A 23,958-nucleotide genomic window follows, 5' to 3' on the forward strand; every position below is an offset into this window, starting at 1 on the left:
AATTTACAGGAGTAAATAATGAAGAAAGATTAAATGAAAATAGAGTATAAAAACTTAAAAATCTCTGAAAAGTCTGATTGCTAAACTGTCAACAACACAAATTATTTCAGCTGATATACATGAACCACTCTGCGAAACGTTACTCGCCGCTCCAGCTAGCTATGATTGGTGGAGCGATCGCCACAACAGCTACTATCTCAGTATTCGGACCTGCTTGGACTCGCTGCGTTCGAGCAGCCCTACAAGATAGCCCTAAAGCCTTAGTTGACCAAGTATGGCAACTGGTAAATCGTGAGTATGTTGATGGCAGTTTTAATCAACAAAATTGGCAAGCAACTAGGCAGAGCCTATTAAGTAAAGATTATGCTTCTAAAGAAGAAGCTTATGTAGCTATTCGAGAAGCTTTGCAAAAACTGGGTGATCCATACACAAGATTTATGGATCCCAAACAGTATGAGGCTCTGACTAATCAAACATCAGGTGAAGTCTCAGGTATTGGAATTCGGATGGAACTCAACGAAAAAACCAAGCGGCTCACTGTTGTCGAAGCCATAGACAATTCCCCAGCATTGAAAGCTGGAATTAAAGCTGGCGATGAGATATTAGCAATTGACGGTAAAGCTACCTTAAAAATGAAGGTAGATGATGCTTCTAAGTTAATTCGTGGTAAAGCTGGTACTCCCATAACTCTACGTTTGGGAAGAACAGGCCAGAGTGCATTTGACTTGAAACTGACACGCGCAACTATTGAAGTCCCAACAGTCAGTTACGGTCTGAAGCAAGAAGGTAATCGTCGTGTTGGCTACATCCGCTTAAGAGAATTTAGCGGTCACGCCGCAGACCAAATGCGCCGTGCTATTCGTGATTTGAACGGTAAGAAAGTTGATGCTTTCGTATTAGATCTGCGGGGAAATCCTGGCGGTTTGTTACAAGCCAGTATTGAAATTGCCCGGATGTGGATGGATAATGGTGCGATCGTCCGCACCGTTGACCGTCAAGGTAGCAGTGAACAAAGTAAAGCTAATCGTACTGCCTTGACAAAACTCCCCTTGGCAGTGCTGGTAGATGGTAATTCAGCCAGTGCTAGCGAAATTCTTACAGGCGCGCTTAAAGATAACAAACGGGCAGTAGTCATTGGCGGCCAAACCTTTGGCAAAGCCTTAGTCCAATCAGTTCATGAACTTTCTGATGGTTCAGGATTGGCAGTGACCATTGCTCATTACTACACCCCACTAGGAACAGATATTAACCATAAGGGCATTACACCAGATATCAAAATAGAATTAACAGAAGCGCAAGAGCGTCAGTTGGCAACAAATCCCAACTTACTAGCTACTCCCAGCGATCCACAATATGCCCGTGCGATCGCAGCTTTATCTAGTAACAGTTTTGCCCAGTCTCCCGTTACTCAAAACACCCGGACTATCAGCACCGGTGCTAGCAACTTGCAATTCTAAAAACACAAGGTTCATGTATTCAGTATTTCTCAATCCAGATTGCTGGAGTCATAAAAACTGTCTGATCAAACCTTCATAAGATTTTGGATTGGGAATACTAATTAGTAATTCCATCACCCAAACCCCAAATTTTATGAATCATCAGTCAGTTGATGCAACCACCGTCCACAGCTTTTTGCCAATGGTGTCGGTGGTTGTTCCTATTTATAACGGTGAGGTAGATTTACCAGCGTTAGTTAATTGTTTATCGTCGCAAACCTACCCCAAAGACCGAGTAGAATACTTGCTCGTAGACAATAATAGTAGCGATCGCACCCTGACTTTACTTCAAGAAGCGGCTGCAAATTCTCCAATTACAATTCGGCCTTTAAGCGAAAATAGAATACAAAGTTCCTACGCAGCTCGTAACACCGGAATTCGTGCTGCCACAGGTGAAATTATTGCCTTTACCGATGCAGATTGTCAGCCACAACCACAATGGCTAGAGTTGCTTGTGCAGCCGTTTGTCAATCCTGATGTCGTCCTCGTAGCTGGTGAAATTACAGCCTTACCCGGCAACAGTTTGCTAGAACAATACGCAGAACTTCAAGAAACCCTATCACAAAAACACACGCTTGCTCATCGCTTTTGTGCTTATGGTCAAACTGCCAATTTAGCGATTCGTCACCTAGCGTTAGAAAAAGCCGGCTTATTCCGTCCTTATTTGACTACTGGTGGTGATGCAGACATTTGCTGGCGGATTTTGCAACAAAACATTGGGCGTATAGAATTTGCACCACAGGCAATTGTGCAGCACCATCACCGCGCCACCCTTCAAGAATTACACAGTCAATGGCGACGCTATGGACGTTCAAATCGCTATCTGCATGAACTGCATGGTATAGACTTAATGCGAGACATTACACTGAAAGAATGCGGCTATCGCTTGGGGCGTTGGATATTAAAAGAATTACCAAACAATAGTGTTAAGGCGATCGCCGGGAAAGCCACTCTGATAGATTTGTTAAATAGTCCTATCAGTATATTTACTGCCAGGGCAAGAGCGATCGGGCAAAGAGATGCTAAATTACCAGAAAACGCCAAAATCATTGATTGGCTGTAAAAAGACTCAATATTATTTAGAGAATCTCACTCAAATCCAAGATAAAACCTGGCAGTACATCCTCCCCAAATAGTTGGACAGGAGAAAACAAAACTTCTTTATCTTTACCTGGTCTGTATATTTCTACCCGTTTACCTTGAGGATCTATTAGCCAGCCTAAGCGCGTCCCATTGTTCAAGTACTCTTGCATTTTTTCTTGCAGGGACTTAAGCGTATCGCTTTCAGAACGCAGTTCTACCACAAAGTCCGGACAAATTGGGGGAAAAGTCCTTCGTTCTTCAGGAGACAGTGCTTGCCAACGTTCTAAAGAAATCCAAGCGGCATCAGGCGAACGAAAAGCACCATTAGGCAATTGAAACATAGTTGAAGAGTCAAACGCTTCGCCAGTCCCATTTTCATCTGTCCAAATTCCCAAGCGTTGCGTCAGCCTACGGTTACGGCTGCCACTTTCTCCACCAGTCGGTGCCATGACAACTAATTCTCCTGATGCAGTACGTTCTAATTTAGTATCAGGGTTAACTTGGCATAGCTGATAAAACTGCTCAGGGTTGAGATGAATTACAGGTTCTAGGGTCAAGGTAATAGCAGTCATCGGCTTTTGATTAGATCGCTAGATCCTATTGTGATTTATAAACTAATCGTGTAGGCAGAAAACAAATGACTAAGGACAAATGACCATTAACCATCGACAAATGACTATTGTTTGCCAACTTTCGCTAAATTGGAAAAAGGTAGACTTAAGGGAATGATAAATGTCAGCACAATTGTTACTGGTAGATGATGAACCAGGATTGCGAGAAGCCGTCAAAGATTATTTGCAAGAAAGCGGTTTTAGTGTTCAAGTTGCCAGTAATGCCCGTGAAGGCTGGGACTTAATGGAGCAGAACACACCTGACTTAGTGATTTCTGATATCATGATGCCCCAAGTAGACGGTTATCAGTTTCTTAAGCAAGTACGGGAAGACCCCCGCTTTCAAGCACTACCAGTCATCTTCTTAACTGCCAAAGGCATGACAGGCGATCGCATTCAAGGTTATCAAGCAGGTGTGGATGCTTATTTACCCAAACCTTTCGATCCAGATGAGTTAGTCGCAATAGTCGAAAATTTACTTTCTCGTCGTCCGACTAAGGCTAACGTTACAGGTGAAGATGGTGAAACTCCAGATATTGCCGAATTAGCAAATCAAATTGCCCAAATCAAAGCCTTATTAACCCAACGAAGTGCGATCGCTCAATCTCCAGCCCCTTTCAAAATAGACTTAACACCCAGAGAACAGAGTGTTTTAACCTTAGTAGCTGAAGGGCTGATGAACAAAGAAATTGCTCGTCGCTTAGAGACTAGTGTTCGGAATGTAGAAAAATATGTCAGCCGCTTGTTTAGTAAAACTGGTACAAATAGCCGTACAGAGTTAGTGCGTTTTGCACTAGAACACGGTCTTGCTAAATAAAAGCTGCACTCCCACTCTAGAAATCATGCGCGGCACAGTCCTTAATGCCGATAAACCTGTCCACCGCAGTGGCTCAACTCCTGCCTCCTACCGTTTCACCTTAAGACTGATACAGATGGCAAGCAGGCGAGGCAGGAGGAGCCAAAAAAGTGATTTGGATCAAAAATTTTGTAAAATCTCTCAAGACCTGCTGCTTTGGGCTTCATACAAAAGAAAACTGTTGTATTTAGAAAAGATTTAGTTTAGGTATTTAAACGGCAATGGTTACTCGCTAATTTTTTTTCTCAAAGCAAAACCCTGGTTAGAAAAATTATGCTGAAAGATTAATTTTCGTAAACTTTAACCAGCCCTGAAAGCAAGGTATGAACTCTCGGTTATACCAATTTAAAAAATTATTACGACATTTAGACTTAGGCAAACCAGCCCCAGAAGGCGATTCCTAATCTATAGCAAGGGACAGGTGATAGATGACAGGGTTAAAAGTCTTTGAGAGTCTAAGTTTTCTCATCTACTGATGCCCTAACACTACTGGCGATCGCTATAAAATCTGTCTTAAAAAGTTTGCTCAAGTCGGTAAAGCCGTTTACGTACTGGCTTAAGCTTTCGCAAAATCCAAAATCGTATTAGTTTTATTAGCTTCCAAGTATCTTCGTAGTGCAAAGGGTGATGGCTACTGTAGATGCTTGATTTAGCTTTTTCGAGAGCAAGGTAAACAGGGGTCTGTGTCTTGAAGGTTAGCTTATACAGGCTACCTGATCGCAAGCTAAGACAGGCAAAGGAGCTAAGTTTATCCAATTGACAACTTCAGTTTCAACTATTGACTATTGTCAACCGCATTACGTAAGCGCATCAGTTGGCGGCGCATTTGGGGCGAGGCTTTGAATTCGGAGACCTCCTGAGCCTTAACAGAGGCTTGCAGTGTCTCTAAAAAGTCATCAGAACCTTCAGTCAAAGCATCTAGCAGCACTTGTAATAGTTGTTCGCGATCGCCTAATAAACTCTTTTCTTCAATCAATCGAAATTTCAGATGTATTTCGCACTCATAAACACCTACTTCGATATTATTTATCTGGCGTGGTAATGCTTTCGAGTTCATAGTTTTGAGTATTCCATTAATTTGTGGTTATCAGAGTAAGGAACTACCATCCTCAACAAAAAATCCTTTATATTTTTTTTAATCCATACTCCTACAATTAAGAATTTATTTCAACCTATAACATATGGATTATATTTCTCTCTCCTGTGCTTTTTCAGATGCCCTTTCGCTGACTTAGTTGTCTCTTCCTCTGCTAGAAGCGGTTTAGGTAAACCATAACTATTATTCAGTTTTTAAGACTCTATACAATAAAGTTTCTGTAAGAAGTTGTTCTACCTTTTTAAAAGTTTTTACATCAACTTTATCTGAACGTCAATAACAGTTTGAGTTGTTACTTAGATTTTTGGTGTTTATACGTAAGTAAATTTGCTGATTTCTTCATATTTATTAATCCTAGAGTCATGTGTAGCAGCATTACGTAAAAACACGGGATGTTAGTTTTTTTCATCAACAATTTCAGGAGATTTTGATAAATAAATTGCTCAAGAGTAAAATCTAATTTTCAACTAGCAATATATATTCCGCCTCTAGCAACAGGAGATAAGACTTGCAAATCAAAATATTCCCTAGTTATGAATTCAGAGGGATGGTGGAGCAGGCAATACGGTTCGGTTATCTCTTCGTTAAAACAGCAGAAGGGAATAGACAGTAGACTTCTTGCAGAAGTCGGGGAAAGGGTAAAGGGATAAGAAAAAACCCTTTCCCTTTTACCTTTACCCTTCCCCCCTCTTGCAAAACTCATTTTGCAAGAGGTCTAGTAACCTTTCCTCTGCCCCCTCACACTCCTGCTTGCCTTCTTCTAAAGGAGACGCTACGCGAACACGAGTAAATTTCTTATCCGAACCTTATTGGGGGAGCAGGGAAGAAGGAAAGTCCTGTTGAGTCCAGTTGGTTACCCACCAGAAATGTTCCACTTCCAATTTTGAGGCAACTGCGACAACGTAGTGGCTGTCCAAGTAGCTTGTCGGTTTCTCTTGAGTTTAGTCTATTGCCTAATTAATTAAAGCTGATAAGTAAAGCAGATTAAAGGCTGGGCAAGCGTCTACAATGATTTCAGTGTAATCAACCCAAACCTTACAGCCTTCTATGGACAATCCAATGCTGCTCAAGTCCACAACCCGACATATCCGCATTTTTGCGGCAGAAATTGACCGGGATGGCGAACTAGTTCCCAGTAATCAGGTTTTAACTTTGGATGTTGACCCAGACAACGAATTCAACTGGAATGAAGATGCTCTACAAAAGATTTATCGTAAGTTTGATGAATTAGTAGAAGCATCTAGCGGTGTAGATCTCACCGACTACAACTTACGCCGCATTGGTTCAGACTTAGAGCATTATCTGCGATCGCTCCTCCAAAAAGGCGAAATCAGCTACAATCTCTCTGCTCGTGTCACCAACTACAGCATGGGGCTACCCCAACTTGCTGTAGACCAAAAATAGTAAACTCCACAAAATGCCGAAAAGAACAGATCTAGAATGCTGATGCTTTCCATAACTCAGTAATTATGGAGAATTTCTACAATTAGTATTTACTTCTGTTTAGTTGTTACAGGTCAAAAGTCACAAGTTACAAGTAGTTTGTCTTGTCACTATTAATACCTTAGGGGCAATATTATGCCCCTAAGGTATTAAGAACATAATTTGCCTCTATAGGACTCATATTTGATTTGTGAAAAAAATCCGTACCCCAAAAATTACTCTTTTCTACTCCCTACTCACCACTCCCTACTCCCAGCCTGTACCGATAATTTCAAAATTCAAACCGGATTCCTATAGATTCATAATATAAATCAAAATCTGCTGAATCTAATTTATGTAGTCAAAGCCTTTTGTGTTTAGCAGCATACTTATAAATCCAATAAAATTTTAATTTCATATTATCAGTAGCTATACGTAAATACGCTAATAATTGAACATAGCGTACTGACAATTCAACAAAGTTATTAATAACCTTAAAACGCTTTTCCTTGGAAAGTATGAATCATACGTCCATTAATAAAAAATTATATTTTTCTCTGTTCTGATACCAGCCAAATTATACCGTTTGATAGATAATAATAACTTTTGATAAATTGATTTAACTTAATTGACTAACATCAAGTTATAAATTTCAATTTATATAAATTTAATCTTTATTCTCTAAAATTTAAGCTATTAATTAGCTACTTTATAAAATTTCTTAGTTCTTAATTAAAATTAACTGAGTACAAGAAATTTATCGCTCAGGACACTTTAGTAAAGTATAACTGCGTTATTAAGATTGACGGATTAAATTGTAGCCTCGTGTGTAAAGTTTGCAGTTTTTAGCTTTAATTGAACCATTTTGGCTGATAAATTCCAGATAAAGATAGTATTATATGCCCATTTTTGATAGTGTAATTTACTAAAAGTAAACAGTGTCAGATAAATTGAGGTTAAGCTTTGTTGACAGGGTGGGAGTTAGTTTCTCAGGCGACGGAAAATCACATGGCAATAGAAGCTATGATTGAGGCTGTAGAATTGGCTAAGGAGTATGGTGTTTAGAGAAAATAACTAGTTCAAGTATTAGTATTTGCTGGTACTTACCAGCTAACTAGAATCATGATCCCGGTAGGATGCGTCTATATTGTAGAAACAAAAGCGGTCTAGATTACCGCTCCCATGCTTGTAAAGAAATTGCCAATCGCTGATCAGTGCGAACACTATGGAAAATGATGCGGCAACCCTCAACTGCCCAAATGAACTTTGTCAGGCTGCCAACCCCCTGACTCATAAGTTTTGCCAACGATGTTCTACGCCTATACCCAAAAGATATCTTTGGGCTATAGGTGATGGTCTAAATGTGGGTAGTCCTGGAGAAATATTAGCCGATCGCTATTTAGTCATAAGTAAATCTGTGGTTTTAGATACTAAACCTGGGTTACTTCCCCAAGGGCTAGAAATAGAAAATTTACAGACCATTAAAGCTTATTTAAGACTAATTCCCTATCGCTTACATATACCCCAGGTATATGGAGTGTTACCACTTAAAGATGGACGTTCGCGTAGAGAAATTTTACTTTTAGAAAAACCACCTTTACAGGTAGATGCGACAGGCTCACAAGTAAGATTATATCCCCAGTTGATCAATGCTTGGCGCGGTGCTACATCTATGCGTCAACTAAATTGGCTGTGGCAGTTAGCCCATCTCTGGCAACCACTGGTCACGGAAGGTGTTGCTTCTAGTTTAATTGACCCCCATTTGTTAAGAGTAGAAGGGCCTTTAGTACGCTTATTAGAATTACGATGTGATACATCAGCAGAAATCAATTTATCGACACTAGGCAAGTTTTGGCAACAATTAGTGCCAGATGCTCAACCAGTCATAGCTGAATTTATTAACCAAGTTAGCAACTTTCTGAATCAGAAAGAAATCACCTCACCGGAAATGCTAATTGCGGTTTTAGATCAAGGATTAGCCGAATTAGGCAAATCTCAATCTCCAAAAATTCAAATTATTACCAAAACTGACACTGGCCCCAGACGACAACGTAACGAAGATGCCTGTTATCCACCTAGTGGAACGTTACTGCGTAAACCTCCCCAAACTACAGCCTTGGCTATTGTCTGTGATGGAATTGGTGGACACGAAGGCGGCAATGTGGCATCCAATTTAGCCATTGAAATAATTCAACAACAAGTACAGCAACTTACCAAGGTTCCTTATGATCATATAGACCCCGCAATGCTGTTGACTGATTTAGAGCAAGCTGCGGCAACTGCCAATGATAAAATCAGCCAGCGCAACGACAGTGAACATCGTCAAGGCAGAAAACGCATGGGTACAACCTTGGTGATGGCATTGCCTGTGGCTCACGAAATGTATATTACTCACGTTGGTGATAGTCGAGCTTATTGGATTACGCGGGATGGTTGTTATCAAGTCACACTCGACGATGATGTGGCTTCTCGTGAAGTCCGCCTGGGCTATGCTATTTATCGAGAAGCATTACAGCAGAGTGGCTCTGGCTCCCTGGTTCAGGCATTAGGAATGAGTGCCAGCCCAACGTTACATCCCACAGCACAGAGGTTTATTCTGGACGAAGATACTGTTTTTCTATTGACATCAGACGGTTTGAGTGACTTTGACCGGGTGGAAGAATACTGGGAAACAGAGATTTTACCAATTTTGACAGAAGAAATAGACTTAGCAACAGTTTCTGACAAATTGCTCGAAATTGCTAACACTAAAAATGGACATGATAATGTCACGATCGCCTTAGTCCATTATCAAGTTAAATATGTTGAACCAGAAGTTCCACTCAAAGTTGTGATTCCTGAGCGTCCGAGGATCAAAACAGCGAATATTGTCCCTAAACCGCCACAGCCAACTTTACTAGAAGATATTTCTGAGCAGAAAACCTTAGTTCCTGAAATTCAAAAGCCTGCCTCAAATCCTCAACTGCCACTACACTTAATCGTCCCCTTGATTTTGGTCATCGTCGCAGGTTCTCTAGGATATTTAGCGATGCAGTTGCGAGCGAATTCCAAAATTCCCTTCTTTTCTAATCCACCTACTACTATAAAACCAACTGCTATCCAAACGCCGGAGCGTTCTCTAGCTAACTTGGCTTCTGGGTGGGTCATTACTAACGGCAAAGAAATTACTTTAGGTAATCAAAATTTTCCGTCTGGTAGTTTTTTGCAAGTGATTGAGATAAAATCCAGCAATTCACAGGTTCCTCAAGAGTCTGTGGTGGAATTACAGCTTTGTGCCTCAGACACCACGCCTACTGCCCAAAGCGAAAAAAGATTCACCGTAAAATTATCTCAACTGCAAAGCTTTAGCGTTTTACCATCAGACGAAGAAAATCCCTGTAAAGCAGGCTTACAGCCAGCAAACAGGCGAAATCCCGTGTCTAATGACCTAAGTGGGAACGATGAAAATAACTGAAATACTCGATAAACTTAAAGAAACCTGGAATAATACATCTAATGACTAGATAAAAAACTCACAATTAAAAGTTTTCCGCAGGGAAAATCGTGATTGCCAATATTTGAATTTTGCTTTTTAGTTTGAAGAAACCATGCCATCCCTGAACCTGGCACTCGCCCGTTTAACGAACACTGGCACAGATAATTTTGCTATTTGGGTGGTCAATGCTCCCTATCCTAGTGGCTATGTTCTGCGTGACTGCGTATGGCCTTCGGAACTGACTGAAATTTGGCGAGAGTGGCAGCAAATGTTTGCTGGCCATAGCGGCTTGAATATAACAGCCAGTACAACACCTCAAACAGCCAATCCTTTATCTGTCAACTTGGGTTCAACGACTTTCGACCAGATGCCTAGTTACGGTGGCCGCCTGATGCAATACCTAGGGATATATCTGTGGCGCTGGGTATTTGACGGGCCAATTCTCGGTAGCCTGGAGCGTAGTCTTGGTATTGCTATGGGGCAGCATCAACGTTTGCGCTTGCAGTTAGAAATTCGCGATCCAGATTTGATTGCCCTGCCTTGGGAAATTATGCAGCGCGAGCCTGGTCAATCAGCAATTTCTTTATCACAAAATGTGCTATTCAGCCGCACTACAAGTGAAGTTGAACCTCTGCCGTATTTACGTACAGATCAGGCACTAAACATTTTGCTGGTTTTAGGTAAGGATGAAAAGCTGGAACTGAAACAAGAAGCTACTATCCTCGAAGAAATTCTAGGCAATCGTCCCCAGGGAAGTCGCAACTCTTCAGGATATGCACCTAGTATGGTGAAAACACTCATCCAACCTACACCGGAGGAGTTGATTCAAGAATTAGAAACCAAAGCCTATAATGTATTTTTTTACGCGGGTCATGGCTTGCCAGGCCCAGACGGAGGTCTGTTATTTTTGAGTCATGGTATGACTCTCAATGGCATCGAATTAGCACAAGTATTAACTCGCAGTGGTTTAAAATTAGCTGTTTTTAATGCCTGCTGGGGCGCACAACCAGCAGCTATGAATCGTCAAGCGATCGCAGCCAGCAGTTTAGCAGAAGTTTTGATTCGTCATGGTGTACCAGCTGTATTGGGGATGCGAGATGAAATTGCTGACCACGAAAGCCGGAGTTTTATCAAAGCTTTTACGGAAGCATTGCGATCGCGTAAACCAATTGATGAAGCTGTAGCAGAAGCTCGACAAGAACTGTTAACCCTGTATCAGTTCAACAAACCTGCTTGGACTTTACCAGTTCTCTATCTACATCCTGATTTTAATGGCGATCTGATTAAAAGCTTTGATGAAGGCATTACCGAACTGCCAGATAGTGTAATTACCAATCTAAATTCTCAAGTTTCTACTGCTTGTTTGCGATCGCTTGCGCCAGGTGGTAAAACTTGGTTTTTGCGTTCTGGTGTCACTCGCATTGGTCGCACTAGAGACAATGATATTGTCATCCCTGAACCATCGGTTTCTAGGCGACACGCCGAAATATTATGCCGAAATAATTATAGTGGGCCGAATCCAGTACAAAATTATTACTTACAGGATCGGTCTACTTTCGGCACAACTTGGTGCTTCACCTCTAATGAATGGCAACAAATCTCCCGTGAGGAAGTACCGTTAACATCGGGAATGCAACTAAAGTTTGGTAGTTATCGCGGTGAAATTTGGGAGTTTGTGATTGAAGACTAAAAGCTAGGGAACGAAGACTGTAAAAAAGCGTAGCCTTTGCTAATTTTTAATACGTATTAGCTTATAGATCATACTTAATCGTCAACATTAACAAAATCAGATTAATTTTGCGGAAATTCTATTTTAGAACTTGTAGCAATCAATATTGATAAAGAATTAATCAGGAGCCAAAAAATGATTAACCAACCTCACATATCCGAAAACTTCGCTCATCCTACATCACAAGTGGAATTAGAGTTACTAGAAGTACTTCTAGAATCTGAAGATGCTGCCTATCCTTGGAATCCCGCTGATGAAGAAGCCGAAGCGTATTTTACAGAAGTAGAACGGCAGTTTTGTCTGCAAGATTTGCTGGAAGAAGAACTACATACCAGAGCGCAGTCTTTTTATGGCAAGTTAGATACTTTGTGGTCGGAAGTTACCAATTTAAACTACGAACATAATACAAAAAATAATTCAATTTTAAATAGCCTGCAAGCAAGTTTACACAATTCTTTTGCATCTAAGATACCTTATGGTTGGCTAGATGCGATCGCTCAAAAAGCTGCCGAAATATTTAAGTCGCAACAATCAGTGGGTGAGCAACTGGTAGAGTGTGTTCAAGCTGTGTTACCTAGCTGGGGTGCAGATGATTTATCTGTTTTTGCTCGTCCCTATGCTTATGCTATGCGTAGCAGTGAATCAAAAAACCTGGACGCGATTATTAGTAACGTTGAAAGTAAAGATTGGACAAGTTTATCAGAAATTGAGCAAGCAAAACTCAGTGTAGCGATCGCTTACTACGCGCTTAAACAACTTGAATTGCAAACAGAAGCCTAATACCATTATTTAACTCTAGATTTGGGATGGAGAATTGGTTTCTGCATCTAGGTTGTCAGAATCCAGATGTCGCCATTATTATTTGATATCAATATTGGTACAACTGCTATGCAGATCCTGTCATATTTCTGGGCTTGGTTGGAATTGTAGTGCTTACTGGTTTTACTTTATGTAGTATTTGTATTAAAATTTCAAATATTTTAAATTACCTTTTTTAGGTAAAAGCACCCTAAAATAATTCCACCTTAAGTTAATTTTCAAATCAGTGCAATCTATCTTAAGATAGACAAAAACTTAATAATTCACCCAACCCAGTTTAAGAAGGTGGCAGGAGAAGCCCGGCAGATTAAGTGATATAGCAGTGGACAGGTAACAGGTGACAGGTGACAGATTTAAAAGTCTTTTGCTGTCCAGATTGTATCCATGTACCAGTGTCCTAACAAAAGTGGCTATTGCTACAGCTTATTTATTTAAAGACTGCTCATTAAGACCGCAGGCGTGTAGAGGAGCAGGGAATTGGTTCTGCCGTTGCGGCATAGACACACCCAATAGTAACAATAGTAACTGCTCAACCAAACATCGGATTAAACCAGGTTTATTTGGGGCCGAGAAAGCGAGTCGCAAAATTTTGTGATCGGTTTGGTGATAATGCCCGTGCCTTCAAAATTGCCGCCATCAACACAGCGTAAGATAAAACTCCCACGATTACTAAGAGCAACGCATTGATAGAACCTGTAGCGTTCCATAAAGCGTGGAGTGCGGACGCACTAAGATAACCAATAGAGAGAATTTGCCAACTCTTGCTAGGTTTGAGGACAGCTAAACCAATAAAATATCCTAAATAACCACTGTAAGCCATGTGGCCCGCTACCGAGCCTAAAATCCGTGGAATTAACAGTTGTAGACCAGCTAGTTGACCAGCCGCACCAATACCAACTTGTTGACTAACATTTTGAGTAATATCAGGTACATACTGCCCCAGGGTTTCCAAAAGTGTGAAGCCCAAAGCGGAAGCTGTTCCTAGGAGGATACCATCAAGAGGTTCCCAGACACCGATGCGATCGCGCCAAGGCGAAGGTAAATTAATCCCAACAAAATAGGCTCCTAATACGGGTAATGCCTTAAGTAATTCTTCCATCAACCCAGCACCAAAAAACATACGTATAAGCAGTTCTGTGAAGGTCGTAGAATCTTGAGGTGAAGGTAAATTACCTGGCAAGACAACACGAAAAACGAAGATAAATAAATCTAAAATCGGACTGAGCAAAATTAATGCTGTAGTCAGTGCTGTACAAATTAATACCCACCAAGGCTTTTGCTTACCACAAAGTTGGTAAACAAAGTAGTAAACCACAAAGGCGATATAAGTAGCAACAATGACTTGGTTAGCTTGTGGGCGACCAACAGTAGCAAACATTAACACTACAAAAACTACTGTTAATACTCCTGGTACAAGATAAGCCTTACTGGTTAAATCTTTACCAGTAGAAATAATGGGAAAAAGTTGTGTAAAACTAACCGAATCTGGCTGCTTAATTTGGGTGTGATTTTGGTAGTTAGCGGCTGAAGGTAATGGTGTGACTTGTTTGGTCATCATTGTTGGTTGAGATATCAAGTCATACTCAAAAATGAATTGTGGCCCATCACTACCTAAAGAAATGCGATCGCCTGGTTGTAATTCTTGACACCCATAAAAACGTTGACCATTAAGATAAGTACCATTAGCACTATTTAAATCACAAATTACCCAAGTAAATTGGTTATCAGGCGACGCAGAAAGGGGACGAACCGCAGCATGACGACGAGATACCATCCGATAAATCATGGCATCCAAGACAACTTGACAGCTGGGGTCACGTCCAATTACCACCTCTTTATTAGCGTGTAGCGCGTAACGAGATTCTGAACCAAAAGCTGCTGCATTACCAGACACCAGCCGCAGAAATGCATTATGTCTTGCGTTTTTGCCTGTCATCGAGTTAGAGTTTCTTCCCAAACTAATTCATCAGCAATTCTGGCAGTAGGGCTTAACCTGAGCCACACCCACAGCAGAATTGCTAAATCCACTATAGCTTTAGTCTCTACTAACGAATTCAAAATTTGCTGATGCAAAATTTAAAATTATTTATTTCAATATTGACAAGCATTTTAGCTACTTGGTGTATCTGATGTGCCTATTTGCTTGAGCATTTTCATCATAATACATAGCTGTTGTATATGCTTTAACAGAGATAGTATTATTTGCCACTTTTGATAGCATTCAAAAAATATAAAATAGCAAGCTAAATTAAACTCTCCTAGAAGGCGGTTTTTCAAACTAGCCTTACCCTTTAGGGTAAAGCTACAAAACTAAGTCCTCCTGCAATATCTCGGTCACACTGTGGCAACTTCAGGATGTTCAACCTTTGTACCCAGGACTTTGAGAAATTCCGCTAACCAACGGGAATGTGCTGGCCAAGCTGGTGCTGTTACTAAGTTGCCATCAACAATAGCCTCATCTACTGGAACCTGTACATATACACCACCAGCCGCCCGCACCTCCGGGCTACAGGCGGGATAACCGGTGCAGCTTTTACCTTGGAGGACATCAGCTGCGGCTAATAGCTGCAACCCATGACAGATTGCAGCAATAGGTTTATTTGTTTGAGCAAAGTGACGGGTAATTTCTAGTACCCTTTGATTCAGGCGGATATATTCTGGCGCGCGTCCTCCGGGTATTACTAACGCATTGTAGCTGTTGACATCTATATCGGCAAAAGTGGCATTTAAAGTGAAATTGTGTCCGGGTTTTTCACTATAAGTTTGGTCGCCTTCAAAATCATGAACTGCGGTTCTTATTTTGTCGCCAGCTTTTTTATCTGGACAAACTGCATGAATTGTATGCCCTATCATTTGCAAAGCCTGGAAGGGAACCATCACCTCATAGTCTTCTACATAGTCGCCCACAAGCATCAAAATTTTTTTAGCAGCCATGTATTACAATCCTCTATTTTAGCTATATGTCAATGGTCAAGAATTAAGTGTAAATGCACTATTGACTATTGACTATTGACTCTTGACTAAAATTAAAGCAGATGAAATTCTGCCATAGCTCTGGGAAAATTTTTATTTTCATGGCTAAGACGGCTGAGTTTAATTAAGGCAAATCGCTGTAAAGGCGTTAAAGCCGTCCACACTTCTAAAGTTAAATTGACATCTATCTCTTTGGCTTTTTCTTGTAGGTTAGCTGGTACAACACGAGAATCCATCCAGGCTGGATATGGTTCTATAGGTAATGATGATGCAGGTGTACCTGTCCGTTCTAAAACTAGCTGTTGGAGATATTCTTGATAAGCTTCAATTTCTGTTTGTGTAGTGCAAGGCAATTCTACTAAAGCTTGACGTTCAGCTTGAGTCATTTCGTGCCAATCGGATAGCTTCAGCTTTACACCACAAGTGTCTAACTTATAGCGTACCTGCATCGGGATACAACGCAGAGAATCCACAAAATCTGCTTCAAATTCAAAGAAGGTCATAATAGCAAATAAATATCCTTTGTATAGATATGGAAATCTTTAAATTATTTAATATACATAAATTAAATCTTGATTATTAAGTTTAATTTTTTACATTTAGTGCGAATTTTTAGAATTACTGGAACGAATTATTAAATAACTAATTGACAAAGCTAAAATGGCAATACCTAACCCAATTATATCAATACCAGAAACCTTTTCTAAGTCAAGAATAATAATTTTACGAGCTACGGCTATTAAAGAAGTGACAATAACTAATTCCACCTGAAAAACGTGTTTTCGCAAATAAGCTGTGATGTTTTCTAAAATTTCTAAGGCAATTAAGATATTCAAAAACAAGCCAAATATTTTAAATAATGTTGTATTGAATTTTCCATAAGGAGTATCGAATAGTTCTCTAACTAAAAAAACGCCTAAATCTCCGATCGCAGCCAAAATTACTAGCACCATTAAAACAGATAAAACCTTAGAAACTATTACCTCGATGTTTTCGATGAAATGCATAAAGGCTTCATCGCTGGTCATGCCTAAGATACTTTTGAATAACCTTTTCATCTGCTGCATCCTGGTTTTAGTTAAACAATAAATTGGTAATGAAGTAGAGATAATAATTACACATCAAGCCTGAAGACATAAAAAATTATGTCTCATTTTTAATCAATAGTAGATGATGAAGATTCTAAATCATCACCATTGACTATGGTCTATTGATTGAATTACTAAATACTAATTCTTAATTACCAATTTCTTGTTTAAGGATATACCAAGCAGATCACCATTGCGAGGACTGGAGTTGATAATTTTTGCTTGTAACTTCTAGAGAGATTGGTGCTAGTTGTACTGCACAAGCTTTTAATTCTGGTTGCAGAGAATCTGGACAAGATTCAGGATGAGTGAGGGCATTAGCTTCGGCATTATTCGCCCAAAGTGCGCCCCAGTGCATAGGGACAAATACAGTTCCAGGTGCGATCGCTTTTGTTACTTTTGCGGGAAAATGAGCTTGACCACGACGCGATCGCACTTCTATCACCTGATTATCAGTAATTCCTAACTTAGCCGCATCACGGGGATGAATTTCTATAAATGGTTCGGGGTGCATCGAGCGAATTTTTTCGATGCGGCCTGTACGGGTTTGCGTGTGCCAATGTCCATAAAGCCGACCAGTAGTTAACACAAAAGGATAATTGGGATCAGGTGGTTCAGCTAAACCTTTAGAGTAATACGCCCCGAACCGCGCCCGACCGTCGGGGGTGTGGAAGCGTAAATCTGTGTAGAGTCTTTTTGAGTTAGAGGGTGTAGGGGAAGAAGATGTTTTATCCCCATTTCCCATTCCCGACTCCCCATTCCCTTGTGCTGTGTGTGGCCATTGCGTTGGCCCTTGTTGCTGTAATTTTTCATGACCCAGACCCGACATATCGCAAGGGCGATTTTTAGTTAGTTGAACAAACTCGGCATAAACTTCGGCAGAATTAGCAAAGTTAAACTTATCGGCAAAACCTAACCGTCGTCCGACTTCCGCGAAAATTTCCCAGTCGGCTTTGGCTTCTCTTGGTGGTTGACGGAATGCTTGACACAGAGTGACTCGGCGTTCAGAATTGGTCATTATGCCAGTTTTTTCGCCCCACTGGGCAGCAGGTAACAACACATGAGCGTAAGCGGCGGTTTCTGTGGGGTAATATGCGTCTTGGTAAATAGTGAAAGGCGATCGCAATAATGCTTTTTTAGTCCGTTCCAAATCTGGCATACTTACAGCTGGGTTAGTAGCTGCAATCCACAGTACACCCACATCACTAGTCTCCAAGCCTGTAATCATGTCCCAAGCAGTCAAACCAGGGGTAGGAGAAATTTGACCCTGCTTTACTCCCCAAAAATCTTCTACTTCGGCGCGATGCTGGTCATTTTTCACCAAGCGATAACCAGGTAATAAATGCGATAAACCTCCGGCTTCTCTACCCCCCATCGCATTCGGTTGACCTGTTAATGAAAACGGCCCCGCCCCTGGCTTACCGATTTGTCCAGTCATCAAGTGCAGGTTAATAATAGTTCTAACCTTGGCTGTACCTTCACTTGATTGGTTGACACCCATCGACCACAAAGACAGCACCCGTTGTGACTGACCCCAATAACGGGCGGCTGTTTCTAAATCTTCAATACTGATTCCGCATTGACGCGCTGCTACTTCCGGTGGATAGTGGCGAATGACTTCCGCATAGGCTGAAAAATTGCTGGTACAGTCGTCGATAAATCCAACATCGATGTAGTTCCAACGCATTAATAAATGGGCGATCCCATTTAACAAGTCGATGTCTGTACCGGGACGAATTGCTAAATGTAGATCTGCGGCTTCGGCGGTAGGTGTGCGACGAGGATCAACTACCACCATTTTGACTTTGCGGTTTTTTCTGTGGTATTTTTCCAGTCGATTAAAAACAATGGGATGACATTCTGCTGTATTAGTCCCGATTAAAAATGCACAATCAGTTAACTCTAAATCTTCGTAGCAGCAAGGCGGGCCATCAGCACCAAAACTTTGAATATATCCAGATACCGCACTGGACATACATAAGCGTGAGTTCGCATCAAAGTTGTTAGTTCCTAGACAACCTTTTAAAAGTTTTTGGGCAATGTAATAGTCTTCAGTTTGAAACTGACCGGAACCATACATACATATAGCTTCTGGCCCTTGAGTGAAGCGTACAGTTTGAATTTGGTTAGTGATGAGTTCAAAAGCTTCATCCCAGCTAACTCGCCGGAACTCTTGGTCTAAAGAGTCCCGCACCATTGGGTAATGTAATCTATTTTTATCTAAAGATTCAGCGATCGTTGCGCCTTTTACACAAACCATACCCTGGCTAGAAGGGTGAGATTTGTCGCCTCTTACCCGCCAAGTCGGATTTCCCTGACTATCTCGATTAGTTGCTTTATTATGTTGTGCTGGCGGCGAAACTTCTAAACCGCAGCCAACACCGCAATAAGGACAAAGAGTTTTAGTAAATTCGCTCATGTAGCTACACCACTATTTATTTTGGAGGTTAGACACAGATAATTCATCTGTGTGCATCTGTGGTTTTTTATGAAAACAATTTAGGTAATTAGTAATAGAAAATAATTATTAAACGCTGATGTAAACAGACTTAGACGTGGAAGCAGTTTGCCGCAGGCTAAGTAGATAAGAGAATAAGGATGAAATTATTTAGCTAATTTCATCCTTAATTTGTCGAGTTTATTCTTCAGCTAAAATTACAGAGTTTTGAGTTGAAGATTCTGGTGATTCTTCAGCCGCACCCGCAAAGGAACCTTGAGGTTCTTTGAGGAAGAAAGCACACATAAAAGCACAAATCATTGCGGCTATACCCATTGTGGAAAATAGCGTTGGTGCATCGGTTAAGCTAAAAATTGTCAGGTAAACTACACCGCCAAAATTACCGTAAGCTCCAACGTTGCCAGCAATTTGTCCGGTGGCTTCTTTTTTGATCAGGGGGACAATACCGTAAGTTGCACCGCAGCCAGCTTGGGCAAAGTAGGCACAAAACATAGTTACTGCGATCGCCAGCCCAATCGGCCAGCTACTATTAATAAAATGTGCCATTAAATAGCCAACACCAATGCCAGCAGAAATAATGGTCATTGTCCATTTGCGAGAACCAAATTTATCAGAAATTACGCCACCGCTAGGACGAGAAAACAAGTTTAGAAATGGATAGGTTGCCGCAATCATACCTGCAACTACGTGTTCTAAACCAAAGGTTTTTTCAAAGAAGGCTGGCAGCATAGAAACAGCTGCTAATTCTGAACCGAAGTTAGTTACGTAAGTCAATTCAAGTATTGCAACTTGGCTGAAGTTATATCGCTGGGCTGGAGTGTAAGTTTTCTTGCCAATTAATAGTTCTTTGTTAACTTCGTAAGCTCTGTAAGTTTGGTAAGCAAACAACCCTGCTAATACTGACCAAACTAAATACATTTGCGTCAGATTCAAAAAGTGAATATTCTTTTGTTCTAACCGCCAAGCTAATAAACCGAGGGCAAATATCAAACCAAAATTGGAAACAATCATCGCCCAAAAACTTTTGACGCTGGTAACTTCTAACGCACCATTTTTCTTAGGACGCTTGTAGACTTTGCCCGCAGGCGTATCTTGAACCGTGTTGAAATAAATTACGCCATAGATAGCGGCAATGATACCAGTAAGAGCGATCGCCAACCGCCAGTTAGAAGCACCACCAGCCATAAAGCTAGTAGCCACAGCAAGCATCGGTAAGGCAAATTCTGCACCAAAAGCCCCAAAGTTACCCCAACCGCCGTAAATACCCTGTGCGCTTCCCATTTCCTTCGGCGGGAACCATTCAGCTACCATACGGATACCGACGACAAACCCAGAACCGACAATTCCCATTAACAAGCGGCTGATGACTAGTTGGTTAAAGTCCTGTGATAGGGCGGTAGCTAGACAAGGAACAGCCGCAAACATCAACAATATCGAATAGGTAATCCTGGGGCCGAAACGGTCTAATAGCATCCCAATAATTAGGCGTGCTGGAATCGTTAAAGCTAAGTTGCAGATTCCTAAAGTTTTAATTTGCTCAGGTGCTAAATGTAGCTGTTTACCAATCGTAGTAGCAAACGGAGCAAAATTAAACCAACAGACAAAGGTGAGAAAAAAGGCAAACCAAGTCTGATGTAAGATGCGATAACGATCCCTAAATGAAAATAAATTTTTGAGCATTCTAGTTGCAGGGGTATAGGGGTTTGAGGGTGTAAGGGTGTAGGGGTGAGAGTTACAAATGACAAAAAGAAAAACGAACCGCATAGACGCGTCAGCGGCTTCCCGCAGGGTAGGACACAAAGAAATCGGAGTTTGAGAGGATTTATACGTAAGTCATAGACTCTTGACTATTGACTACTCTTCATCATGAGCAAACCGACGATAGAGGAAATCTAAAGCGTAGTTCCGCAGGTTGTAATATTCGGGGTCTTCCATAATGCGGCGACGGTTGCGGGGACGCGCGAAGGGAATCTCTAAAACTTCACCGATTTGAGCGGCTGGGCCATTGGTCATCATCACCACTCTGTCGGCTAGGAAAAGTGCCTCATCAATGTCGTGGGTAATCATCAGGACGGTAACTTGATGGTCACTCCAGATTTGCAGTAGTTCTTCTTGTAATTCTTCTTTGGTGATTGCGTCTAACGCACCGAAGGGTTCATCCAGAATCAAGACTTTGGGACGAATGGAAAGGGCGCGTGCGATCGCAACTCGCTGTTTCATCCCCCCAGAAATTTGACTTGGTTTTTTATCTGCGGCTTCTGTCAGTCCCACCATTGCTAAGTGTTCTCTAACAATGGCGCGTTTTTCTGCTTGAGGCTTTTTGGGAAATACGGAATCGACAGCTAAATAAACGTTCTCAAAAACACTTAGCCAAGGGAGTAAGCAGTAGTTTTGAAATACCATCATCCGGTCTGGGCCTGGTTCGGTGATGGGTTGGTCTTGCAGCATGACAACGCCATCGGTGGGTGTGTTGAACCCGGAAATCATGTTGAGGAGAGTTGATTTACCGCAGCCAGAGTGACCAATTAAGCAGACAAATTCGCCTTCACGAACTTTGAGGTCGATGCCATCGAGGACGGTGTAAGGGCCTTCGGGGGTGGGGTAAATTTTGCTTACGCCTTCGATGACGAGGAAGTTATCTGCTTTGGTTTGTGGTTGTTGGAGAGTTTTATTTACTAATTGCATGATATGTTTCCGAATTTATTATTTTTTCACGCAGAGGCGCAGAGGTGCGGAGAGTTACAAAGGACGAATGACAAATGACTAATGACTAAATAAATACTTCTTCTATACGGATATATCTCTTGATTTCTAAGCTTTTGAGGTATTCTAGGGGTTCTGAGGGGTTAAAAACTTTACCGTCGAATAGGTGAATTGGGTCGTCATAGCCAGTATCGAGTAAGCCGAGGTCACGGGCGGCTGCACCAAATATGTCTGCACGACAAACTCTTTCGATAACTTCTACCCAGTTTTTCGGGAAGGGTGTTAAGCCCCAACGTGATAGTTGAGTTACCATCCATAAGATTTCGGTGCGGTTGGGATAGTTGGTTTTGTTGAGGTAAAACTGGTTGTAGGCTGTGAGTGATTGGGGTTCTGTACCATCGCCGCGATCATAGGGATCGGTGAAACCGGGGCGGACGTATGCAGGATTGATATTGAGGTATTCAGGGCGGCAAATTAAGTCGAGGATTTCTTCGCGGTTGCGGAGGTCATCACAGTATTTGCAAGCTTCTAACAGGGCTTTGACGAGAGCTAGATAGGTTTCTGGATACTGTTGCGCCCAGTCTTCGCGCACGCCTAAGACTTTTTTGGGCTGTCCTGACCAAATTTCTAGGGCGGTGGCTGCGATGAATCCTACGTCATCATGAACGGCCATGTGGCTCCAAGGTTCGCCTGCACAGTAACCGTCAATGGTTCCGGCTTTGAGTTGAGCGACCATTTCTGTGGGTGCGATCGCAGTTAAACTTACATCTCTATCAGGGTCGATACCGCCAGCTGCTAACCAATAACGCAGAATTAAGTTCTGCATGGATGTAGGATGAACAACTCCCAATGTCAAAATCTGGTCGGGAGCGGCGTTAATCGAGGCTTTCAGGTCGCTTAGGTTTCTGACACCTTCGCTATACAGTCTTTTGCTTAAGGTGATAGCATTAGCATTCCGGGAAAGATTCAGCGCGTTAACAACTGGAATTGGTGTTTTACCACCAGCACCTAAAGTTAGTGCTAAAGGCATCCCTGCAACCATCTGGGCTGCGTCTAATCTACCTGTAGCTACGCCTTTGGCGATTTCATTCCAATTGGCTGCACGGCTAAGAGTGACTTCTAAACCATATTCAGCAAAGAAGCCTTTTTCTTGAGCCACGATTAAAGGTGCAGAATCAGTTAAAGGTAGAAAGCCCATTTCGAGGTTGACTTTTTCTAAACCTCTTGGAGATACAGCCACAGGTGCGACTGTTTGCTGCGCTTTGCGTTTCTTGGCTTGCTTTTGCTGGTTGAGGAAGTAGATCATCTCATTCCGCAGATTGTAGTAACTGGGATGATTAACGACTTCCAAACGTTGACGGGGGCGAGGAATTGGTACTTCGAGAATTTGACCAATGTGCGCTTCTGGTCCATTGGTGAGCATGACGATGCGATCGCTCAACAATAATGCTTCATCTACATCATGAGTTACCATCACACAGGTAACGTTATGCTCATTGCAGATTTTCATCAATTGTTCTTGTAAACTACCCCGTGTGAGCGCGTCTAAAGCTCCAAAAGGTTCATCTAACAATAACAACTTCGGACGAATAGCCAAAGCACGAGCGATCGCCACTCGTTGTTTCATCCCCCCAGATAACTCACTGGGACGTTTCTTCGCTGCTAGACGCAAGCCTACCATATCGATATGCTCTTCGATGATAGACAGGCGATCGCTTTTCGACTTATTTTGATAAACTTCATCCACAGCCAAAGCGATATTTTCCCGCACAGTTAACCAGGGAAGCAACGAGTAATTTTGAAACACCACCATCCGGTCTGGACTAGGTTCTCTAATTTCCTTACCTTCCAGAGTCACACCGCCAATACTGGCTCTATCTAAACCCGCAATGATGTTAAGTAAAGTAGATTTACCGCAGCCAGAATGTCCAATTAACGAAACAAATTCACCTTGGCGGATTTTTAACTCAATATTCTTTAGAGCAATATATTTACCACCATTAGGTAAGTCAAATATTCTATCAACGTGGTCAACTTCAACGAAAGTAGTCATTGGTCATTTGTCCTTTGTCATTTGTTTCTAATACTCGTTCTCTATAAACTTCTCTCTCTTCGCGCTCTTCGCGCCCTACCCTGCGGGAAGCCGTTG

The 23,958-nt window shown here is 41.6% G+C and carries 17 protein-coding genes; 7 read left to right on the plus strand and 10 right to left on the minus strand.

The window, feature by feature from the left end; translation table 11 throughout:
• Window positions 1-119 precede the first annotated feature (119 nt).
• Window positions 120-1,457: a carboxyl-terminal processing protease CtpB gene (gene ctpB, locus H6G76_RS05385; protein ID WP_190696551.1), complete on the plus strand. Its 1,338-nt coding sequence runs from the start codon at window positions 120-122 to the stop codon at window positions 1,455-1,457.
• Between the two features lie 133 nt (window positions 1,458-1,590).
• Window positions 1,591-2,559, plus strand: coding sequence for a glycosyltransferase family 2 protein (locus tag H6G76_RS05390; protein WP_190696552.1), 969 nt, complete (start codon window positions 1,591-1,593; stop codon window positions 2,557-2,559).
• 16 nt (window positions 2,560-2,575) lie between these two features.
• On the opposite strand, the gene H6G76_RS05395 is transcribed toward H6G76_RS05390, so the two are convergent.
• The gene (locus tag H6G76_RS05395) at window positions 2,576-3,151 is read right to left on the minus strand and encodes a Uma2 family endonuclease (RefSeq protein ID WP_190696564.1); all 576 of its coding nucleotides are present in this window, start codon (window positions 3,149-3,151) and stop codon (window positions 2,576-2,578) included.
• Between the two features lie 160 nt (window positions 3,152-3,311).
• Here H6G76_RS05395 and H6G76_RS05400 point away from each other — a divergent pair, with 160 nt between their 5' ends.
• On the plus strand, window positions 3,312-4,007 hold the full coding sequence (locus H6G76_RS05400) for a response regulator transcription factor (RefSeq protein ID WP_190696567.1): 696 nt from the start codon (window positions 3,312-3,314) through the stop codon (window positions 4,005-4,007).
• Between the two features lie 814 nt (window positions 4,008-4,821).
• Here the strand turns inward: H6G76_RS05400 and H6G76_RS05405 are convergent.
• Complete coding sequence (locus tag H6G76_RS05405) at window positions 4,822-5,103, minus strand: Npun_R1517 family heterocyst differentiation transcriptional regulator (protein WP_190685194.1); 282 nt, start codon at window positions 5,101-5,103, stop codon at window positions 4,822-4,824.
• A gap of 1,086 nt (window positions 5,104-6,189) precedes the next feature.
• Here H6G76_RS05405 and H6G76_RS05410 point away from each other — a divergent pair.
• The 4 genes from H6G76_RS05410 (at window position 6,190) to H6G76_RS05425 (ending at window position 12,548) form a co-directional block, all read left to right on the plus strand.
• Complete coding sequence (locus H6G76_RS05410) at window positions 6,190-6,546, plus strand: NAD(P)H-quinone oxidoreductase subunit M (RefSeq protein WP_190696570.1); 357 nt, start codon at window positions 6,190-6,192, stop codon at window positions 6,544-6,546.
• 1,243 nt (window positions 6,547-7,789) lie between these two features.
• Complete coding sequence (locus H6G76_RS05415; protein ID WP_190696572.1) at window positions 7,790-10,018, plus strand: PP2C family serine/threonine-protein phosphatase; 2,229 nt, start codon at window positions 7,790-7,792, stop codon at window positions 10,016-10,018.
• A gap of 133 nt (window positions 10,019-10,151) precedes the next feature.
• A complete protein-coding gene (locus H6G76_RS05420) occupies window positions 10,152-11,729 on the plus strand; it encodes a CHAT domain-containing protein (protein WP_190696574.1) in 1,578 nt (525 codons plus the stop codon).
• 174 nt (window positions 11,730-11,903) lie between these two features.
• The gene (locus H6G76_RS05425) at window positions 11,904-12,548 is read left to right on the plus strand and encodes a hypothetical protein (RefSeq protein ID WP_190696576.1); all 645 of its coding nucleotides are present in this window, start codon (window positions 11,904-11,906) and stop codon (window positions 12,546-12,548) included.
• 595 nt (window positions 12,549-13,143) lie between these two features.
• On the opposite strand, the gene H6G76_RS05430 is transcribed toward H6G76_RS05425, so the two are convergent.
• The 8 genes from H6G76_RS05430 to H6G76_RS05465 form a co-directional block, all read right to left on the minus strand.
• Window positions 13,144-14,523 (minus strand): PrsW family glutamic-type intramembrane protease, encoded by a 1,380-nt coding sequence (locus H6G76_RS05430; protein ID WP_190696580.1) that lies wholly within the window; start codon window positions 14,521-14,523, stop codon window positions 13,144-13,146.
• Between the two features lie 398 nt (window positions 14,524-14,921).
• A complete protein-coding gene (locus H6G76_RS05435; RefSeq protein ID WP_190696583.1) occupies window positions 14,922-15,521 on the minus strand; it encodes a DJ-1/PfpI family protein in 600 nt (199 codons plus the stop codon).
• Between the two features lie 92 nt (window positions 15,522-15,613).
• Complete coding sequence (locus H6G76_RS05440; protein ID WP_190697251.1) at window positions 15,614-16,066, minus strand: nitrate reductase associated protein; 453 nt, start codon at window positions 16,064-16,066, stop codon at window positions 15,614-15,616.
• Window positions 16,067-16,159: 93 nt separating this feature from the next.
• A complete protein-coding gene (locus H6G76_RS05445) occupies window positions 16,160-16,618 on the minus strand; it encodes a phosphate-starvation-inducible PsiE family protein (protein ID WP_190696586.1) in 459 nt (152 codons plus the stop codon).
• A 217-nt stretch (window positions 16,619-16,835) separates the two neighbouring features.
• On the minus strand, window positions 16,836-19,067 hold the full coding sequence (locus H6G76_RS05450; protein WP_190696589.1) for a molybdopterin oxidoreductase family protein: 2,232 nt from the start codon (window positions 19,065-19,067) through the stop codon (window positions 16,836-16,838).
• Window positions 19,068-19,286: 219 nt separating this feature from the next.
• On the minus strand, window positions 19,287-20,786 hold the full coding sequence (locus H6G76_RS05455; protein ID WP_190696592.1) for a NarK family nitrate/nitrite MFS transporter: 1,500 nt from the start codon (window positions 20,784-20,786) through the stop codon (window positions 19,287-19,289).
• Between the two features lie 174 nt (window positions 20,787-20,960).
• Window positions 20,961-21,791 carry a nitrate ABC transporter ATP-binding protein gene (locus H6G76_RS05460; RefSeq protein WP_190696595.1) on the minus strand — a complete coding sequence of 277 codons (831 nt, stop codon included), beginning with the start codon at window positions 21,789-21,791 and terminating at the stop codon, window positions 20,961-20,963.
• Window positions 21,792-21,876: 85 nt separating this feature from the next.
• A complete protein-coding gene (locus H6G76_RS05465) occupies window positions 21,877-23,862 on the minus strand; it encodes a nitrate ABC transporter ATP-binding protein (protein ID WP_190696598.1) in 1,986 nt (661 codons plus the stop codon).
• Window positions 23,863-23,958: the final 96 nt, after the last annotated feature.

The organism is Nostoc sp. FACHB-152 (assembly GCF_014697475.1).
In the GTDB taxonomy this organism is placed as follows: Bacteria; Cyanobacteriota; Cyanobacteriia; order Cyanobacteriales; family Nostocaceae; genus Nostoc_B.

Bases quoted from the DNA above. Each gene is read 5' to 3' on its own strand.
- H6G76_RS05420 (WP_190696574.1), top strand. From the start codon at position 10,152: ATGCCATCCCTGAACCTGGCACTCGCCCGTTTAACGAACACTGGCACA.
- H6G76_RS05445 (WP_190696586.1), bottom strand. From the start codon at position 16,618: ATGAAAAGGTTATTCAAAAGTATCTTAGGCATGACCAGCGATGAAGCC.
- H6G76_RS05450 (WP_190696589.1), bottom strand. From the start codon at position 19,067: ATGAGCGAATTTACTAAAACTCTTTGTCCTTATTGCGGTGTTGGCTGC.
- H6G76_RS05410 (WP_190696570.1), top strand. From the start codon at position 6,190: ATGGACAATCCAATGCTGCTCAAGTCCACAACCCGACATATCCGCATT.
- H6G76_RS05435 (WP_190696583.1), bottom strand. From the start codon at position 15,521: ATGGCTGCTAAAAAAATTTTGATGCTTGTGGGCGACTATGTAGAAGAC.
- H6G76_RS05460 (WP_190696595.1), bottom strand. From the start codon at position 21,791: ATGCAATTAGTAAATAAAACTCTCCAACAACCACAAACCAAAGCAGAT.
- H6G76_RS05390 (WP_190696552.1), top strand. From the start codon at position 1,591: ATGAATCATCAGTCAGTTGATGCAACCACCGTCCACAGCTTTTTGCCA.
- H6G76_RS05430 (WP_190696580.1), bottom strand. From the start codon at position 14,523: ATGACAGGCAAAAACGCAAGACATAATGCATTTCTGCGGCTGGTGTCT.
- H6G76_RS05425 (WP_190696576.1), top strand. From the start codon at position 11,904: ATGATTAACCAACCTCACATATCCGAAAACTTCGCTCATCCTACATCA.
- H6G76_RS05465 (WP_190696598.1), bottom strand. From the start codon at position 23,862: ATGACTACTTTCGTTGAAGTTGACCACGTTGATAGAATATTTGACTTA.
- H6G76_RS05405 (WP_190685194.1), bottom strand. From the start codon at position 5,103: ATGAACTCGAAAGCATTACCACGCCAGATAAATAATATCGAAGTAGGT.
- H6G76_RS05455 (WP_190696592.1), bottom strand. From the start codon at position 20,786: ATGCTCAAAAATTTATTTTCATTTAGGGATCGTTATCGCATCTTACAT.
- ctpB (WP_190696551.1), top strand. From the start codon at position 120: ATGAACCACTCTGCGAAACGTTACTCGCCGCTCCAGCTAGCTATGATT.
- H6G76_RS05395 (WP_190696564.1), bottom strand. From the start codon at position 3,151: ATGACTGCTATTACCTTGACCCTAGAACCTGTAATTCATCTCAACCCT.
- H6G76_RS05415 (WP_190696572.1), top strand. From the start codon at position 7,790: ATGGAAAATGATGCGGCAACCCTCAACTGCCCAAATGAACTTTGTCAG.
- H6G76_RS05400 (WP_190696567.1), top strand. From the start codon at position 3,312: ATGTCAGCACAATTGTTACTGGTAGATGATGAACCAGGATTGCGAGAA.